Source organism: Pseudomonas sp. IT-P218 (assembly GCF_949767605.1).
Lineage (GTDB): Bacteria > Pseudomonadota > Gammaproteobacteria > Pseudomonadales > Pseudomonadaceae > Aquipseudomonas > Aquipseudomonas putida_AE.
The window spans coordinates 151,770-167,818 of record NZ_CATKQQ010000004.1 but is presented as its reverse complement, the minus strand read 5'-3'; the positions used below and the strand labels follow the sequence as shown (position 1 = coordinate 167,818).

General features: G+C 62.3%; 14 protein-coding genes and 1 other RNA gene. 7 read left to right on the top strand and 8 right to left on the bottom strand.

Going from position 1 to position 16,049, the window contains the following annotated elements:
• Positions 1 to 230 precede the first annotated feature (230 nt).
• Positions 231 to 327, top strand: an RNA gene (gene ffs, locus ACM6I6_RS03685) — signal recognition particle sRNA small type.
• A 180-nt stretch (positions 328 to 507) separates the two neighbouring features.
• Here the strand turns inward: ffs and ACM6I6_RS03680 are convergent.
• Positions 508 to 822, bottom strand: a complete 315-nt coding sequence (locus tag ACM6I6_RS03680; RefSeq protein ID WP_046819450.1) for a helix-turn-helix domain-containing protein — start codon at positions 820 to 822, stop codon at positions 508 to 510.
• A 272-nt stretch (positions 823 to 1,094) separates the two neighbouring features.
• On the opposite strand from ACM6I6_RS03680, the gene ACM6I6_RS03675 reads away from it, so the two are divergent.
• Entirely contained in the window at positions 1,095 to 2,825 is a 1,731-nt protein-coding gene (locus ACM6I6_RS03675; protein WP_414919428.1) for a putative bifunctional diguanylate cyclase/phosphodiesterase, read from the top strand.
• Here the strand turns inward: ACM6I6_RS03675 and ACM6I6_RS03670 are convergent.
• Positions 2,792 to 3,544 carry a substrate-binding periplasmic protein gene (locus ACM6I6_RS03670; protein WP_274077963.1) on the bottom strand — a complete coding sequence of 251 codons (753 nt, stop codon included), beginning with the start codon at positions 3,542 to 3,544 and terminating at the stop codon, positions 2,792 to 2,794. The genes ACM6I6_RS03675 and ACM6I6_RS03670 overlap by 34 nt on opposite strands.
• Before the next feature lie 123 nt (positions 3,545 to 3,667).
• On the opposite strand from ACM6I6_RS03670, the gene dnaX reads away from it, so the two are divergent.
• The 5 genes from dnaX (at position 3,668) to ACM6I6_RS03645 (ending at position 9,435) form a co-directional block, all read left to right on the top strand.
• Positions 3,668 to 5,725 (top strand): DNA polymerase III subunit gamma/tau, encoded by a 2,058-nt coding sequence (gene dnaX / locus ACM6I6_RS03665; protein ID WP_414919427.1) that lies wholly within the window; start codon positions 3,668 to 3,670, stop codon positions 5,723 to 5,725.
• A gap of 67 nt (positions 5,726 to 5,792) precedes the next feature.
• Entirely contained in the window at positions 5,793 to 6,131 is a 339-nt protein-coding gene (locus ACM6I6_RS03660; RefSeq protein WP_007933349.1) for a YbaB/EbfC family nucleoid-associated protein, read from the top strand.
• A 258-nt stretch (positions 6,132 to 6,389) separates the two neighbouring features.
• Positions 6,390 to 7,427 carry an NADP-dependent oxidoreductase gene (locus tag ACM6I6_RS03655; protein WP_414919426.1) on the top strand — a complete coding sequence of 346 codons (1,038 nt, stop codon included), beginning with the start codon at positions 6,390 to 6,392 and terminating at the stop codon, positions 7,425 to 7,427.
• 62 nt (positions 7,428 to 7,489) lie between these two features.
• Positions 7,490 to 8,092, top strand: coding sequence for a recombination mediator RecR (recR, locus tag ACM6I6_RS03650; protein ID WP_274077966.1), 603 nt, complete (start codon positions 7,490 to 7,492; stop codon positions 8,090 to 8,092).
• 233 nt (positions 8,093 to 8,325) lie between these two features.
• Positions 8,326 to 9,435 (top strand): acyl-CoA dehydrogenase family protein, encoded by a 1,110-nt coding sequence (locus ACM6I6_RS03645; protein ID WP_414919425.1) that lies wholly within the window; start codon positions 8,326 to 8,328, stop codon positions 9,433 to 9,435.
• A 136-nt stretch (positions 9,436 to 9,571) separates the two neighbouring features.
• Here ACM6I6_RS03645 and ACM6I6_RS03640 read toward each other — a convergent pair whose 3' ends face one another.
• From ACM6I6_RS03640 to ACM6I6_RS03615, 6 genes are all read right to left on the bottom strand, one after another.
• The gene (locus tag ACM6I6_RS03640) at positions 9,572 to 10,120 is read right to left on the bottom strand and encodes an adenine phosphoribosyltransferase (RefSeq protein WP_414919424.1); all 549 of its coding nucleotides are present in this window, start codon (positions 10,118 to 10,120) and stop codon (positions 9,572 to 9,574) included.
• Positions 10,121 to 10,197: 77 nt separating this feature from the next.
• Entirely contained in the window at positions 10,198 to 10,932 is a 735-nt protein-coding gene (gene fnr / locus ACM6I6_RS03635; protein WP_274077968.1) for a fumarate/nitrate reduction transcriptional regulator Fnr, read from the bottom strand.
• A gap of 93 nt (positions 10,933 to 11,025) precedes the next feature.
• Positions 11,026 to 12,408 carry an oxygen-independent coproporphyrinogen III oxidase gene (gene hemN, locus ACM6I6_RS03630; RefSeq protein ID WP_414919431.1) on the bottom strand — a complete coding sequence of 461 codons (1,383 nt, stop codon included), beginning with the start codon at positions 12,406 to 12,408 and terminating at the stop codon, positions 11,026 to 11,028.
• 176 nt (positions 12,409 to 12,584) lie between these two features.
• A complete protein-coding gene (locus ACM6I6_RS03625; RefSeq protein WP_323608439.1) occupies positions 12,585 to 13,268 on the bottom strand; it encodes a sulfite exporter TauE/SafE family protein in 684 nt (227 codons plus the stop codon).
• Positions 13,261 to 13,479, bottom strand: a complete 219-nt coding sequence (gene ccoS, locus ACM6I6_RS03620; RefSeq protein WP_008057874.1) for a cbb3-type cytochrome oxidase assembly protein CcoS — start codon at positions 13,477 to 13,479, stop codon at positions 13,261 to 13,263. The genes ACM6I6_RS03625 and ccoS overlap by 8 nt, the downstream gene beginning before the upstream one ends.
• Positions 13,480 to 13,501: 22 nt before the next feature.
• Positions 13,502 to 15,952 carry a heavy metal translocating P-type ATPase gene (locus tag ACM6I6_RS03615; RefSeq protein ID WP_414919423.1) on the bottom strand — a complete coding sequence of 817 codons (2,451 nt, stop codon included), beginning with the start codon at positions 15,950 to 15,952 and terminating at the stop codon, positions 13,502 to 13,504.
• Between the last annotated feature and the right edge of the window lie 97 nt (positions 15,953 to 16,049).

Below are 16,049 nucleotides of genomic sequence, written 5' to 3'. Positions count from 1 at the left end.
GGATTGGGTTCGGCCGCGAGCGATGGGTTGGCTGTGAGGCTGCCTTCGCTGGCAAGCCAGCTCCTACAGGGGGGCATGCGTCGGATCTCGATCCCACTACGAGATTTTCAAGGGTATTGCATGTCCTTGAACCAGCTCATTTTTTTTAATCCGCTCGAACGGTTGTAACTTCGTCTCAGATAGGTACAATGGCGCGGCTCGCCGTCAGGTGAGCGTCGTTATGGTGACCCCATCGGTCCCCCCGCAACGATCAGCCGTGAACCCGGTCAGGCCTGGAAGGGAGCAGCCGCAGCGGTGACATTGTGTGCCGGGGTGTGGCTGGTGGGGTTACCACCTTAACGAACCGCGAGACCCTCTCTCGCGTTATTTGCCTCGAACCATTTTTCCTGTACTGCCATGGCATCTGCCCATAGCGGTTTTTTGTCGTCCGTGATTTTCCTGCGACATGGAAAAAGGAGGGCGACCTGTCGAGCGCGACACGTCGGTCTCCTTTGTTCTTTTCTGGCTCTAAGGCTTGGACAAGGCCTGGTCAACCGCTGCAATCAGCTTTCCCAGATCCTTTGGGGGGGCTTTATGTATGACATCGAACAGATACGCCCGCTGTTCGTCTTCATCGCCAAGGTCGGCGAAAAAGGCTTTCAGCTTCACCCCCAGCACATTGGCAAACATGAACAGTGCATCCACGCTGGGGGTATAGGTGCCGGTTTCGAAGCGGCTGATGGTTTTGGGGTCAAAACCGGTTTTTTCGCCTAGTTCAGCCTGAGTAAGCCCCGCGACCTTGCGGTACCGCCGGATGGCTGGACCCAAACTTGAAATGTGCATCGCTCAATTCCCATTTAGAATCAAGAACTTAACGATAGATTTTCGCATTAGACAACTGCATGATCCATCACCTTGCTTTTCAAAATGTGATGTATTTCGTAGAATTGCCGCGCTAATGCGACATTGAATGAGCTTGTTTCAGATTATGGAACGATGTGAAAAAGCCATCAGTGCGCGTTCACGCAAGGCGGCGAGAGCTCTTGCACAATATTACCAGCATCGGTGTTGCTGCCTTGAACGGGTTCCACCGCCAGCGACAGCGAGCCTGACTCATGGATGAGAAGTACCGCAGGGCGGTGGATGCCGCCGCGATTTTTTCCGAGACCGATCTGAGCGGCCGGATCACCCACGTCAATGACCAGTTTTGCGCAGTGTCCGGCTATAGCCGTGAAGAATTGCTTGGTCAAAACCATCGCATGCTCAATTCCGGTATGCACGCCACTGAATTTTTCGTCGAGATGTGGCGCACCATCGCCCTGGGTCAGATCTGGAAGGGCGAGATCTGCAATCGCGCCAAGGATGGCAGCCTGTATTGGGTCGACAGCACCATGGTGCCGGTGATCGATAGCGCCACCGGGCGGGTCGAGAGGTATCTGTCGATTCGGTTCGACATCAGTGAAAAACGGCAACTCCTGCATTCCCTGCAATGGCGGGTAGGCCATGACGTGCTCACCGGGCTGCCCAATCGTGCATTTCTCTCGGATCTGCTCGATCAGGCGCTGGAGTTCTCCCGCCAGGAGAACATTGCGCTGGCGGTGTGCATGCTTGATCTCGATGGCTTCAAGGCGGTCAACGATGGCTACGGACATGCCACGGGCGATCTGCTGCTGGTGGAGGTGGCCAAGCGCCTGCGCAACATCGTGCGTGGCGAGGATGTGGTCGCGCGGCTGGCAGGTGACGAGTTCGTCCTGGTGTTGCGGTACGTTCACGATCTGCCGCAACTGCGGGCGGCGCTGAACCGGGTGCTGGGAGCCATATCGGTACCGTATTCGCTGCATGGCAAGGACATCCATGTGTTTGCCAGCATTGGCGTTACGCTCTTTCCTGACGATAACGAAGATGCCGGGACCCTGTTGCGGCATGCCGACCAGGCCATGTATGTGGCCAAGCAGAGCGGTCGCAAGCGCTTTCATATATTCGACGTGACCCGCGACCGTGAGGTCAAGGCCACTCACGAGACGGTCGAGCGGGTACGGCAGGCGCTGGTGGACGGCGAACTGCGCCTGCATTTCCAGCCCAAGGTCAACATGCGCCGTGGCCGGGTCGTCGGCTTCGAGGCATTGCTGCGCTGGGAGCATCCGCAAAACGGCCTGGTGCGCGCATGGGAATTTCTACCCCAGGTGGAAGAGACAGACCTGATCATCGATATCGGTGAATGGGTCATCGATCAGGTGTTGGCCCAGTTGGATCGATGGCAACAGGATGGGCATGACTGGCCGGTGAGCATCAATATTGCGGCGCGGCATTTTCAGCGGGCGGATTTCGTGGAACGGCTCCAAAACCTGTTGGCGCGGCACGATCGGGTCGCGCCGCAGCGCCTTGACCTGGAGATCGTCGAGTCGGTCGCAGTCGAGAACATCCAGCATGTCAGTGCGTGCCTGCAGGCCTGCCAGGCGCTGGGGGTGCAGTTTTCCCTGGGGGATTTCGGCACCGGCTACTCATCCCTGAGTTACCTCAAGCGCCTGCGCACCCAGACCATCAAGATCGACAAGTCCTTTGTGCGCGACATTGTTCACGACGGTGATGACCTGGCCTTGACCACGGCCGTGATCGGCCTGGCCCGGGCATTTGGTCGCCAGGTGGTCGCCGAGGGGGTGGAAAGTATCGAGCACGGTGAGCTGCTGTTGCATCTTGGCTGCGAAGTGGCCCAGGGGGATTTCATTGCGCAGCCGATGCCGGCCGTCGATGTGCCGGGCTGGGTCGCCGGTTTTGTCGCGCCAGCGCAATGGCGGGTGGCGCAGGCAACCGGTCACGGCCTGGCTTCAGCCTTGCCGCCAATGTAGAGCCGAATGATGTCATCGATCTCCCCAGACATCTTCATCCGCAGCAGGGTGCGCAGAATGCGCTGCACCGGCACCTTGGGATCATTGCGCACATAGCAGCCGACGTTTTGTTCCTGCAGCAGCGCCACCCTTTGCAGTTGCTGCTGGGGTAGCAATCGCTGGTTGAACCAGTCCAGGGTCCATTGGTTGCTGACCGCATAACGGTTGCGCCCGGCATGCAGCTTCTCCAGCACTTGTTCCTGGTTGCGTGCATCGTCGCGCTGCAGTCGGTTGGCGTCGAACAGCGGTTGCAGGGCCGGGTAGCTGTAACCGAGTACCGTGCCGATCGATTGATGGGCCAGGTGAGTCGGATTCACTGACGTCGGAGCGCCGGACTGGCTGATCAGCAAGTCGGGTTGCGTCCAGAGCGGAATGCTCCAGATATAGTCGCCGGACTGGTTCGGCGTCCAGGACTGCGCGGCGTAGCAGCGAATGTCCACCTCGCCATGCTCCATGGCGCTCTGCACCCGTCCGCGGGGCAATACGTGAAACTGCGCCGGTACGCCGACCTGGGTGGCGAGGCTGAGCATCACGTCATACAGGATGCCCTGGGTCGGCCGCCCTCGTTCGAGTTGCACCATCGGCATGGCCCAACTGTCAGGTATCACGAAGCGCAACGGCGCGTCAGCGGCCGCCCCGTCCAGGCTGATCAACAGCAGTGCCCCCAAGCCCAGCCGCATAAACGCTCCGATAAATCCTTCCAAAGAGCAGCTTAGCCAGATTAGACGAGCGCACCGGATGCAATTTGTGCCTTGCTCCGCTAGCATTAGCCGCTTCTGCTTCCTTCGCTGCGACGGTTTTCGATGAGTTATCAGGTTCTTGCACGTAAATGGCGTCCGCGCTCGTTCCGCGAAATGGTCGGCCAGACCCATGTGCTCAAGGCTCTGATCAATGCCTTGGACAGCCAGCGGCTGCACCACGCGTACCTGTTCACCGGTACGCGCGGGGTCGGCAAGACCACCATTGCGCGGATCATCGCCAAATGCCTGAACTGTGAAACAGGTATCACTTCAACGCCTTGTGGCGAGTGTTCGGTGTGCCGCGAGATCGATGAAGGGCGCTTCGTCGACCTGATCGAGATCGACGCCGCCAGCCGTACCAAGGTCGAGGACACCCGCGAGCTGCTCGACAACGTGCAGTACGCCCCCAGCCGCGGGCGCTTCAAGGTCTACCTGATCGACGAAGTGCACATGCTCTCCAGCCATTCCTTCAATGCGCTGTTGAAAACCCTCGAAGAGCCGCCGCCCTACGTCAAGTTCATCCTGGCCACCACCGACCCGCAGAAACTTCCTGCAACGATTCTTTCCCGTTGCCTGCAGTTCTCCCTGAAGAACATGACCCCGGAGCGGGTCGTCGAGCATTTGAGCCATGTGCTGAGCGTCGAGAACGTACCGTTCGAAGACGACGCGCTGTGGTTGCTCGGTCGTGCCGCCGACGGTTCGATGCGCGATGCCATGAGCCTCACCGACCAGGCTATCGCCTTCGGTGAAGGCAAGGTCATGGCCGCTGACGTGCGGGCGATGCTCGGTACCCTCGATCATGGTCAGGTCTATGACGTCCTGCATGCGTTGATCGAAGGCGACGCCAAGGCCTTGCTCGAAGCGGTCCGCCACCTGGCTGAACAGGGCCCGGACTGGAACGGCGTGCTCTCGGAAATCCTCAATGTGCTGCACCGTGTCGCCATTGCCCAGGCCTTGCCTGAAGGCGTCGACAACGGTCACGGCGACCGCGACCGGGTGCTGGCCCTGGCCCAGGCCTTGCCGGCCGAAGACGTGCAGTTCTATTACCAGATGGGCTTGATCGGCCGCCGCGACCTGCCGCTGGCGCCAGACCCCCGTGGCGGCTTTGAAATGGTGCTGTTGCGCATGCTGGCGTTCCGCCCCGCCGATACTGCGGACGCGCCGAGGCAACCGCTAAAGACAGTGGGGATCAGCCAGGCCACGGTTGATTCCGCCAAATCAGTGGCTGCCACGCCGGTCGTTGCGCCTGTAACCGCTGCGCCTGTTGCAGCCGTGGCTGCGGCACCTGCGCCGGTTGCTCCCGTTGTAGTACCTGAGCCAGTGCCTGAGCCGGTGGTCGAGGCGGTCGTGGTCGAAGAAGTGGTCGACCTGCCGTGGAATGATCCAGTCGAGCCTGCAGTCGTGCAGCAGCCGGCGGTCGAGCCGGTGCTGGAAACCGCCAGCGAGCAGCCCGAGTTGCCGCCGATGCCGCTGCCGACGCCGGACAGCGTGGTGCCGGACGCGCCGGAGTGGGCCGCCGCGCCCATTCCAGAACCGTCGGTGGCCGAAGTCGATGCCGCCACGCCGGGCATGGACCTGGATGACGAGCCGCCGCTGGACGAAGATTACATCGAGCCAGACATGGACTCGGCCTACAGCTACCTCGACGAGTTGGCCAGCGAGCACGCCGCCGAGCCGGCCGCAGAACCCGAGCCTGAGCCCGCCGCGGCGCCTGCCACCGGCCTGGCCCTGCAATGGCTCGAGCTGTTCCCGAACCTGCCGATCTCCGGCATGACCGGCAGCATCGCCGCCAACTGCACGCTGATCGCCGTCGATGGCGACAATTGGTTGCTGCACCTGGACCCGGCCCACAGCGCCTTGTTCAACGCCACGCAACAGCGGCGCCTCAACGAAGCGTTGAACCAGTATCACGGGCGCACCCTGACCCTGACCATGGAGCTGATCAAGCCCGAGCAGGAAACCCCGGCCCAGGCGGCGTCCCGTCGGCGTGCCGACCGTCAGCGCGAGGCCGAGGAGTCAATCCATGGTGATCCGTTCATCCAGCAAATGATGCAGCAGTTCGGTGCGGTCATCCGTAACGATACTATTGAACCTGTCGAGGCCCTGGTCAGTCAGGGCTAATAACTGAAGGCGCTCGCCCGAGCGGGCCGGGCGCCGTTTTAATCCAAGTACTTTTGAGGTGATTCCCATGATGAAAGGTGGCATGGCCGGCCTGATGAAGCAGGCACAGCAGATGCAGGAAAAAATGGCCAAGATGCAGGAAGAGCTGGCCAACGCCGAAGTCACCGGTAAAGCCGGTGGCGACATGGTCACCGTGGTGATGACCGGTCGTCACGACGTCAAGCGCGTGACCATCGACCCAAGCCTGGTCGAAGGCCTGAGCGAAGATGACAAGGAAATGCTGGAAGCGGTGTTCGCTGCGGCCGTCAACGACGCCGTGCGCAAGATCGAAGCCAACAGCCAGGACAAAATGGGCAGCATGACCGCTGGCATGCAACTGCCACCGGGCATGAAACTGCCATTCTGATTCGCCTTCAGGCCTCAGATGAGTTACAAAAAATGCCAGGCATCGCGCCTGGCATTTTTGTTTCTGGCAGGAAGAAGTGAGGTGTCTGCCCGGGCGCTATCGCCAGCAGGCTGGCTCCCACAGGATCGAAGTGATCCCTGTGGGAGCCAGCCTGCTGGCGATAAAGTCCCCTCGGTCCAACTGAATAAACATCGAACGCCATACCGCCACAAAGGTCTGCTCCCTATACCCCCGAATTCATCGAAAGGAGACGCTGCCATGTCCGACCCAATGACCCTCAACCAACGAATCGTCCTGGCTTCGCGCCCGGTCGGCGCGCCAACACCGGAAAACTTCCGCATGGAGCGCGTCGCGCTCCCCGATCTGGAAGAGGGTCAGGTGCTGCTCAAGACCCTTTATCTGTCGCTGGATCCCTACATGCGTGGGCGCATGAGTGATGCGCCGTCCTACGCCGCGCCGGTGGAAATCGGCGACGTGATGACCGGCGGTGCGGTCAGCCGGGTCGAGCGTTCGCGCCATCCCAAGTTTCATGAAGGGGATCTGGTGGTGGGCGCCACGGGGTGGCAGAGCCACAGCATCAACGACGGTCGCAGTATCATCCCGGTACCGTCGGGTCTGCCCAGCCCGTCCATGGCCCTGGGTGTACTCGGCATGCCGGGCATGACCGCCTACATGGGCTTGATGGACATCGGCCAGCCAAAGGAAGACGAGACCCTGGTGGTCGCGGCGGCATCCGGCGCAGTCGGTTCGGTGGTTGGGCAAGTGGCGAAGATCAAGGGCCTGCGCGTGGTCGGCGTGGCCGGTGGGGCGGAAAAATGCCGCTATGTGGTTGAAGAACTGGGCTTCGATGCCTGCGTCGACCACAAGAGCCCGGACTTCGTCGACGAGCTGGCGCAGGCGTGCCCCAAGGGCATCGATATCTATTACGAGAACGTCGGTGGCAAGGTGTTCGACGCTGTGGTGCCGTTGCTCAACCCCAAGGCGCGGATTCCGCTCTGTGGCCTGATTGCGTCCTACAACGCCAGCGAAGCACCGAGCGGCCCGGATCGCCTGCCGCTGTTGCAGCGCACGTTGCTGACCAAGCGCGTACGGATCCAGGGTTTCATCGTGTTCGACGATTACGGTGATCGCCAGCCGGAATTCATCAGCGCGATGGCGTCGTGGGTGCGCGATGGCAAGGTGAAGTTCCGCGAAGACGTGGTCGATGGCCTGGAGAATGCGCCTGATGCGTTCATCGGCCTGCTCGAAGGCCGCAACTTCGGCAAGTTGGTGGTACGGGTGGCGCCAGCGCAATAATTGACGCTCAACGGAGGCGCGGGTATAAACCGCGTCTCGTTGTTTTCGTCGGACTTTTCCCCATGAGCTTCAGCCCTTTGATTCGCCAACTGATCGACGCCCTGCGAGTTTTGCCAGGTGTGGGTCAGAAAACCGCCCAGCGCATGGCGTTGCAGTTGCTCGAGCGTGATCGCAGTGGTGGCTCGCGCCTGGCACTGGCCCTGAGCCAGGCCATGGACGGGGTCGGTCACTGTCGTCTGTGCCGCACCCTGACCGAAGACGACCTCTGCCCGCAATGCGCCGATACCCGGCGCGACGACACCTTGCTCTGCGTGGTGGAAGGGCCGATGGACGTCTACGCCGTGGAGCAGACCGGTTTCCGTGGCCGCTACTTCGTGCTCAAGGGCCACCTGTCGCCGCTTGACGGGCTTGGCCCGGAGGCGATCGGCATTCCGCAGTTGATGGCGCGGATCGAGGAGGCGGGCACGTTCACTGAAGTCATCCTCGCCACCAACCCGACGGTGGAAGGTGAAGCCACCGCGCACTACATCGCCCAATTGCTCAGCAGCAAAGGCCTGATCGCATCGCGCATCGCCCATGGCGTGCCGTTGGGGGGCGAGCTGGAGTTGGTGGATGGCGGAACGCTGGCGCATTCGTTTGCGGGGCGTAAGCCGATTTCCCTCTAAGTTGTGTGGTGTTTTTACTGACGCCTTCGCGAGCAAGCCCGCTCCCACATGGCATTAGCGGTGCATACAGAACCCCTGTAGGAGCCGGCTTGCTGGCGATGCAGGCGCCTCGGTCTCGCTGATTCACACAATCCTGTTGAAAACCAAGCAAACGCTCGGTTAACTTCGCTGAACCCCTTCAGTGGAGTTCGCCGATTCCTGCCTTCGAGGAATACTTCGACCCCAGCCACCAAATGGTCCGCGACAGCGTAAGACGCTTCGTCGAGCGCGAAATCCTGCCGGACATCGATCAGTGGGAAGAAGCCGAAAGCTTTCCCCGAGAGCTTTACCTGAAAGCCGGCGCCGCGGGCATTCTCGGCATCGGTTATCCACAGAGCCTGGGTGGCAGCCACGAGGGCGATGTGTTTGCCAAGATCGCCGCCAGCGAAGAACTGATGCGCTGTGGCTCCGGAGGCCTGGTGGCGGGGCTGGGGTCGCTGGACATCGGCTTGCCGCCGATTCTCAAGTGGGCCAGGCCGCAAATCCGTGACCGGGTCGTGCCACAGGTGCTGTCCGGCGAGAAAATCAGCGCCCTGGCCGTCACCGAACCCGGCGGCGGGTCCGACGTCGCCAACCTGCAAACCCGCGCCGTGCGTGAGGGCGACTTCTACCGGGTCAGCGGTAGTAAAACCTTCATCACCAGCGGTGTGCGCGCGGATTTCTACACCGTCGCGGTGCGCACCGGCGAGCCGGGTTTTTCCGGCATCAGCCTGTTGCTGATCGAAAAGGGTACACCGGGTTTTACCGTCGGACGGCCATTGAAGAAAATGGGCTGGTGGGCGTCGGACACAGCCGAGCTGTTCTTCGATGATTGCCAAGTGCCCGTAGGCAATCTGATCGGCAGCGAAAACATGGGTTTTGCCTGCATCATGGGCAATTTCCAGAACGAACGCCTGGCCTTGGCCTTGATGGCCAACATGACTGCGCAGCTTGCCCTTGAGGAGAGCCTCAAGTGGGCGCGCGAGCGTGAAGCCTTTGGCAAGCCGATCGGCAAGTTCCAGGTGATCAAGCATCGTCTGGCGGAGATGGCCACGGCACTCGAAGTCTCAAGGGAATTCACCTACCGGCAGGCGGCGAAGATGGCGGCGGGCAAGAGCGTGATCAAGGAGATTTCCATGGCCAAGAATTTTGCCACGGATACCGCAGACCGGATCACCCACGATGCCGTGCAGATCCTCGGTGGCCTGGGTTACATGCGCGAGAGCCTGGTGGAGCGGTTGTACCGGGATAACCGGATTCTTTCGATTGGCGGGGGGACGCGGGAAGTGATGAACGAGATCATCAGCAAGCAGATGGGACTCTGAGGCTTGCTGTGTAGCGACTCACGTCATCGCCGGCAGGCCAGCTCCCACAAGGATCTACGCCGTACGCAAATCCTGCGCATGACACAGAACCCTGTGGGAGCTGGCCTGCCGGCGATAGCGTCAGTACAGTCGCCGCTTACTTATCGGTAAGAGCAAACTGCATCAGGCAAAAAGTAGGAATCCCCATGTCTTCCAGGCGCTGCGACCCGCCCAGCTCCGGCAAATCAATGATCGCCGCCGCTTCATGAACCCGCGCACCCATGCGCCGAACCAGGTTCGCCGCTGCAATCAGGGTGCCGCCGGTGGCGATCAGGTCGTCGAACATCACCACCGAATCGCCTTCGCACAGGCTGTCGGCGTGCACTTCAAGAAACGCTTCGCCGTACTCCGTCGCATAGCCTTCGGCCAGGACGTCGGCTGGCAACTTGCCTTGCTTGCGAAACAGCACCAGCGGCTTGTTCAGCTGATAGGCCAGCACCGAACCGATCAGGAAACCCCGGGCGTCCATGGCGCCGATATGAGTGAAATCCGCCTCGACATAGCGGTGGGCGAAACTGTCCATCACCAGGCGCAGGGCCGTGGGCGACTGGAAGAGCGGGGTGATGTCGCGAAAGATCACGCCGGGCTTGGGAAAGTCGATCACGGGGCGGATGAGGGATTTGATGTCGAAGGAGTCGAAGACCATCGAAGATGTCCTGGCAGGCTGCAAACGACACAGTATAACGGCGGCTGAACCGTTTCGCTCAGCCGCGATCGGCCGAATCAGCCTTCGAGGGAGCCACCGGCCAGGGCGCACAGCTGGATCGGGTCAAGGATGCGGATTTCCTTGCCTTCGGCGGCGATCAGTTCGTTCTGCTGGAAGCGCGTGAACACCCGCGACACGGTTTCCACCGCCAGGCCCAGGTAGTTGCCGATTTCATTGCGCGACATGCTCAGGCGGAACTGATTGGCCGAGAAACCCCGGGCGCGGAAGCGCGCCGACAGGTTGACCAGGAAGGTGGCGATGCGCTCGTCGGCGGTCTTTTTCGACAGCAGCAGCATCATCTGCTGATCGTCGCGAATCTCGCGGCTCATCACGCGCATCAGCTGACGACGCAACTGCGGCAGTTGCAGGGCCAGTTCGTCGAGACGTTCGAAGGGGATTTCACACACCGAGGTGGTTTCCAGCGCCTGTGCCGACACCGGATGCTTTTCGGTGTCCATGCCCGACAGCCCGACCAGTTCGCTCGGCAAGTGGAAGCCGGTGAGCTGTTCTTCGCCGCCATCGCTCAGGTTGAAGGTCTTCAGGGCGCCGGAGCGCACGGCGTAGACCGAGTCGAACCGGTCGCCCTGGCGGAACAGAAACTCGCCCTTTTTCAGCGGGCGTCCCCGTTTGACGATTTCGTCCAGCGCATCCATATCTTCCAGATTCAGAGAAAGTGGCAAACACAGCGGGGCCAGGCTGCAATCCTTGCAATGTGCCTGGGTGTGAGCGCGCAATTTTACTGGCTCGGACATTTCTTCAATCCTTGTGGGAAAACACACATAAGCTGTAAGGGTAACCCACTGTAGGACATTGAGGCCAGCACGCGGCGGATTTGTCGCAGGGATCTAGATCACCCGGGAAAACCTTTGCTGACTGTGTTGCGCAAGGTAGGCATCGAACACCATGCACACCGAGCGCACCATCAAGCGACCTGCCGGCAACACCGTGATGCGTTCGCTATCGAGCTCGATCAGGCCATCCATGGTCATACACTGCAATCGCGGCCAAAGTTCGGCGAAATAGCCTTGAAAATCGATGTTGAAGGCCTGTTCGATGTGGGCGAATTCCAGGCTGAAATTGCAGATCAGCTGCTGGATCACCGCGCGGCGCAAACGGTCATCGGCGTTGCACAGCAGGCCACGGCTGGTGGCCAGTTGTGACGAGGCCAGGGCGTTCTGGTATTGGTTCAGATCGCTGCTGTTCTGGCAGTACAGGTCGCCGATCTGACTGATCGCCGACACGCCCAGGCCAATCAAGTCGCAATGCCCGTGGGTGGTGTAGCCCTGGAAGTTGCGTTGCAGGGTCCCTTCCTCCTGGGCAATCGCCAGTTCATCGTCGGGCAGCGCGAAGTGGTCCATGCCGATGTAGCGGTAGCCGGCGGCGGTCAGTTGCTCGATGGTGCCCTGAAGCATTTGCAGTTTTTGCGCGGGTGTCGGCAGCTCGTTGCTGTTGATGCGCCGTTGCGGCATGAAGCGTTCCGGCAGGTGTGCGTAGTTGAACACCGAGAGCCGGTCCGGTTGCAGGCTGATGACTTCGTCGACGGTGCGGGCGAAGTTTTCCGGGGTCTGCTTGGGCAGTCCGTAGATCAGGTCGATGTTGATCGAGCGAAACTGCAGGGTGCGGGCGGCGTCGATCACTGCGCGGGTTTCCTCCAGGCTCTGCAGGCGATTGACCGCACGCTGCACGGCAGGGTCAAGGTCTTGCAGGCCGATGCTGACCCGATTGAAGCCCAGTTCACGCAGCAGGCCCATGGTCGACCAGTCGGCTTCGCGGGGGTCGATTTCGATGCCGTAGTCGCCGGAATCATCGTCCAGCAGATTGAAGTGTTTGCGCAGGTGGGCCATCAACTGGCGCAACTCGTCGTGGCTGAGGAAGGTCGGTGTGCCACCGCCAAAGTGCAACTGCTCGACTTTTTGTGTCGGGTCGAGGTGGCAGGCGATCAACTGGATCTCCTGTTCCAGGCGCTGCAGATAGGGCAGCGCGCGGCCGCGATCCTTGGTGATGACCTTATTGCAGGCGCAGTAGTAGCAGATGTTCGCGCAGAACGGCACGTGCACGTACAGCGACAACGGGCGCGCGGCCTTGCGGCTGTCGCGCAGGGCATGCAGCAGGTCGAACGGGCTGATCTGGCTGTGGAATTGCACGGCGGTCGGGTAGGAGGTGTAGCGCGGTCCCGCCAGGTCATAACGGCGGATCAGATCGGTGTCCCAACGAATGGCGTCGAGCATCATGCGGGCATTCCCCCGGATAGGCTGGCAGTGTCAGCCACTTTATGCGAGGGCGGGGTGGGGCATCTTGATTTGCATCAAGGAGGATCAAGATCAAAAGATCGCAGCCTTCGGCAGCTCCTACAGGTGTAATGCCATCCCATGTAGGAGCTGCCGCAGGCTGCGATCTTATGCTTTTAATGCCCCATGAGCCAATGCTGATGCGGCCCCGGCAGTGTCCAGATCCCAAACAACATCACCAACAACCCGCCCGCCATGCGCACGCTGCGTTTACGCAACAACGCCGTGACTCGCTCTGCCGCCAACCCGGTGGCAAGCAACACCGGCCAGGTCCCCAGCCCAAACGCCAACATCAACAGCGCACTGTCCAGCGCATTGCCCTGGCTGGCCGACCACAGCAAGGTGCTGTAGACCAGGCCACACGGCAGCCAGCCCCAGAGCGTGCCCAACAGCAGCGCGCGGGGCAGGCTCGACACCGGCAGCAGTCGGTTGGCCACCGGCTGGATATGCCGCCACAGGCCGCGACCGAGGCTTTCGATGCGCGTCAGCCCGCTCCACCAGCCGGCCAGGTACAGGCCCATGGCGATCAGCAGCAGGCCGGCGAGCACACGCATGAACATCGCCGCGGGACTGTTGGCCACCGCCCAGCCGGCCAGGCCGATCAACAGGCCGGCGGCGGCGTAGCTGAGGATGCGCCCCAGGTTGTAGGCCAGCAGCAGGCGAAAGCGGCGGCTGCGTTGCTCCTTGGGGATAGCCAGCGTCAATGCGCCCATCAAGCCGCCGCACATGCCCAGGCAATGCCCGCCACCGAGCAGGCCAAGGATGAGCGCCGACACCAGCAGCGGCGCCAATTCAAGCATGGGGCGGCGCCTTGTCGTCGGGTTTGGGCGGGTGGCCGCTGGCCTCGTCGACCGCCGCGGTGTGGTTCGGGTCCTGGTCGTCGAACAGGATGCTGTGGGCCGGGCCGTCGAGGTCGTCGTACTGACCGCTGTCGACCGCCCAGAAGAAGATGTAGACGGCGATGGCCACGATCAACAGCGCGGCGGGAATCATCACGTAGAGAGCTGGCATCTGGACTCCATGCCCGCGCGGCTCAGGCCGGCAGCGGGCGGGTTGCTGGCGTGGTGCGGGCAGTCGGCGCGCTCGGCAGGCGAGTCAGGCGCAGGGCGTTGAGCACCACGGTCAACGAACTGATCGACATGCCGACCGCGGCCCACACAGGCGTGATCCAGCCGAGGGCGGCGAACGGCAACATGAGGCCATTGTACAGCCCCGCCCACAGCAAGTTCTCGATGATCACCCGACGGGTGCGCCGTGCCAGGCTGAAGGCTTGCACCAGGGCATCGAGGCGGTTGGACAGGAGCACGGCGTCGGCGCTGGTTTTCGCCAGGTCCGTAGCCGAGCCCATGGCCACGCTGATATCGGCGGCGGCCAAGACGGGAACATCGTTGACCCCGTCACCGAGCATCAGCACCTTGCGGCCTTCCTTGTGCAGTTGTTGCAGGACCTGCAGTTTATCGTCCGGGCGCAGGCCCCCACGGGCCTCGTCGATACCCAGCTCGGCCGCGACACTGGCGACCATCGGCGAGCTGTCGCCGGACAGCAACAGGGTGCGCCAGCCGCGTGCCTTGCAAGCGGCGAGCAGGGCAGGGGCGTCGGCGCGCAAACGGTCGTCGAGCACCAGCCACGCCAGCGGCCCCTGGCTATCGCCGAGCAGCAGCCATTGGCCGGCTTCGTCCGGAATGGCCGGCACGGCAGCGCCGCTGAGTGCGCAGACAAAACCGGGCTGGCCGATGCGCAGGCGTTTAGCGCCGACGCGCCCTTCGAGGCCAAGCCCTGGCGTGCTGTGAACGTCCTCGGCGGCCAGCGGCGCGCGACCGAAAGCGCGGGCAATCGGGTGTTCGGAACGGTTCTCCAGGGCCGCGGCGAGACTCAGGCACTGGTCGCTGTCGAGAGTGCCGAGGGGGCGGATCGAGCGCAGCGCCAGGCGACCTTCGGTGAGGGTGCCGGTCTTGTCGAAAATCACCGTGTCGATCTGGTTCAATCCTTCCAGCACATGGCCGCGGGTCAACAACAAACCCAGCTTGTGCAAGGTGCCGGTGGCGGCGGTGAGGGCGGTCGGCGTGGCCAGGGACAGGGCGCAGGGGCAGGTCGCGACCAGCATCGCCAGCACGATCCAGAAGGCCCGCGAAGGGTCCAGCCCCCACCACAGCAGGCCGATGGCGGCGGCGGCGATCAACGACAGCAGCAGGAACCATTGCGCGGCACGATCGGCGATTTCCGCCAGTCGCGGTTTTTCCGCCTGGGCGCGGTCGAGCAGGCGCACGATGGCCGAGAGGCGGGTGTCCTGACCCAGGGCCAGGACTTCGACGGTCAACGGGCCTTCCACATTCAGTGTACCGGCGGTGACGGCGTCGCCCGGGGTGCGTGGCTGCGGAAGGTATTCGCCAGTCAGCAGCGACTCGTCGATGCTTGACTGGCCGTCGAGGATCTTGCCGTCGGCCGGCAGGATCGCCCCCGGATGCACCAGCACCTGATCGCCGACCCGCAGTTCGCTGAGCAGGATGCGCTCGCTCTGGCCGTCGCCACCCAGGCGCAGGCATGAAGCGGGCAATAGATTGACCAGTTGCGCGGTGGCGGCGGCGGTGCGTTCCCGGGCGCGCCGTTCCAGGTAGCGCCCGGCCAGCAGAAACAGCGCAAACATGCCGACGGCATCGAAATACAGCTCGCCGACTCCGGTGATCGAGGTCCAGATCCCGGCGATGTAGGCGCTGCCAATGGCCAGCGACACCGAAACGTCCATGGTCAGGTGCCGGGTGCGCAGGTCGCGCATGGCGCCCTTGAAGAACGGCGCACAACTGTAGAACACGATCGGCGTGGTCAGGAACAGCGCGACCCAGCGCAGGATGGTGTGCAGCTCGGGGCTGAGGTCGATGTTGAATTCCGGCCAGGTGGCCATGGTCGCCATCATCGCCTGGAACCACAGCAGCCCGGCCACGCCGAGCTGGCGCAGGGCCAGGCGGTTCTCGCTGGCCAGTTGTTCGCTGGCGCGGTCGGCCTGGTAGGGGTGGGCGGCGTAGCCGATGTGGCGCAGCTCGGCGAGCACCCGGCTCAGTGGCAATTGCGCGTCGGTCCAGCGCACGTGCAGGCGATGGTTGGACAGGTTCAGGCGTGCTTCGGCAACGGCCGGCAAGGTGCGCAGGTGTTTCTCGATCAGCCAGCCGCAGGCGGCGCAACTGATGCCTTCGATCAGCAGGGTGGTTTCGGCCAGTTCGCCTTCGTGGCGAACGAAGGGCTGTTGCACATCGGCGCGGTCATACAGCGCCAGTTCATCGACCAATTGCACCGGCAGTGCTTCGGGGTTGGCCGAGGCTTCGCTGCGATGCTGGTAATAGCTCTCCAACCCGCCGGCGACAATGGCCTCGGCCACGGCCTGGCAGCCCGGGCAGCAGAATTCGCGGGACTCCCCGAGCACGGCGGCGGTGAAGCGGCTGCCCGCCGGGACGGGCAGGGCGCAGTGGTAGCAGGGGGTTGGGGTGGTCATTCAAAATTGTCCGGGGAGGGCGCTATCCCTGTAGGAGCTGACGAGTGAAGCGAGGCTGCGATCTTTTGATCTTAACAAGCAAGATCAAAAGATCGCA

What these genes read in the sequence shown, in the direction of transcription:
- ACM6I6_RS03680 (WP_046819450.1), bottom strand. Translation starts at nt 822, where the DNA reads ATGCACATTTCAAGTTTGGGTCCAGCCATCCGGCGGTACCGCAAGGTC.
- ACM6I6_RS03675 (WP_414919428.1), top strand. Translation starts at nt 1,095, where the DNA reads ATGGATGAGAAGTACCGCAGGGCGGTGGATGCCGCCGCGATTTTTTCC.
- ACM6I6_RS03670 (WP_274077963.1), bottom strand. Translation starts at nt 3,544, where the DNA reads ATGCGGCTGGGCTTGGGGGCACTGCTGTTGATCAGCCTGGACGGGGCG.
- dnaX (WP_414919427.1), top strand. Translation starts at nt 3,668, where the DNA reads ATGAGTTATCAGGTTCTTGCACGTAAATGGCGTCCGCGCTCGTTCCGC.
- ACM6I6_RS03660 (WP_007933349.1), top strand. Translation starts at nt 5,793, where the DNA reads ATGATGAAAGGTGGCATGGCCGGCCTGATGAAGCAGGCACAGCAGATG.
- ACM6I6_RS03655 (WP_414919426.1), top strand. Translation starts at nt 6,390, where the DNA reads ATGTCCGACCCAATGACCCTCAACCAACGAATCGTCCTGGCTTCGCGC.
- recR (WP_274077966.1), top strand. Translation starts at nt 7,490, where the DNA reads ATGAGCTTCAGCCCTTTGATTCGCCAACTGATCGACGCCCTGCGAGTT.
- ACM6I6_RS03645 (WP_414919425.1), top strand. Translation starts at nt 8,326, where the DNA reads ATGGTCCGCGACAGCGTAAGACGCTTCGTCGAGCGCGAAATCCTGCCG.
- ACM6I6_RS03640 (WP_414919424.1), bottom strand. Translation starts at nt 10,120, where the DNA reads ATGGTCTTCGACTCCTTCGACATCAAATCCCTCATCCGCCCCGTGATC.
- fnr (WP_274077968.1), bottom strand. Translation starts at nt 10,932, where the DNA reads ATGTCCGAGCCAGTAAAATTGCGCGCTCACACCCAGGCACATTGCAAG.
- hemN (WP_414919431.1), bottom strand. Translation starts at nt 12,408, where the DNA reads ATGCTCGACGCCATTCGTTGGGACACCGATCTGATCCGCCGTTATGAC.
- ACM6I6_RS03625 (WP_323608439.1), bottom strand. Translation starts at nt 13,268, where the DNA reads ATGCTTGAATTGGCGCCGCTGCTGGTGTCGGCGCTCATCCTTGGCCTG.
- ccoS (WP_008057874.1), bottom strand. Translation starts at nt 13,479, where the DNA reads ATGCCAGCTCTCTACGTGATGATTCCCGCCGCGCTGTTGATCGTGGCC.
- ACM6I6_RS03615 (WP_414919423.1), bottom strand. Translation starts at nt 15,952, where the DNA reads ATGACCACCCCAACCCCCTGCTACCACTGCGCCCTGCCCGTCCCGGCG.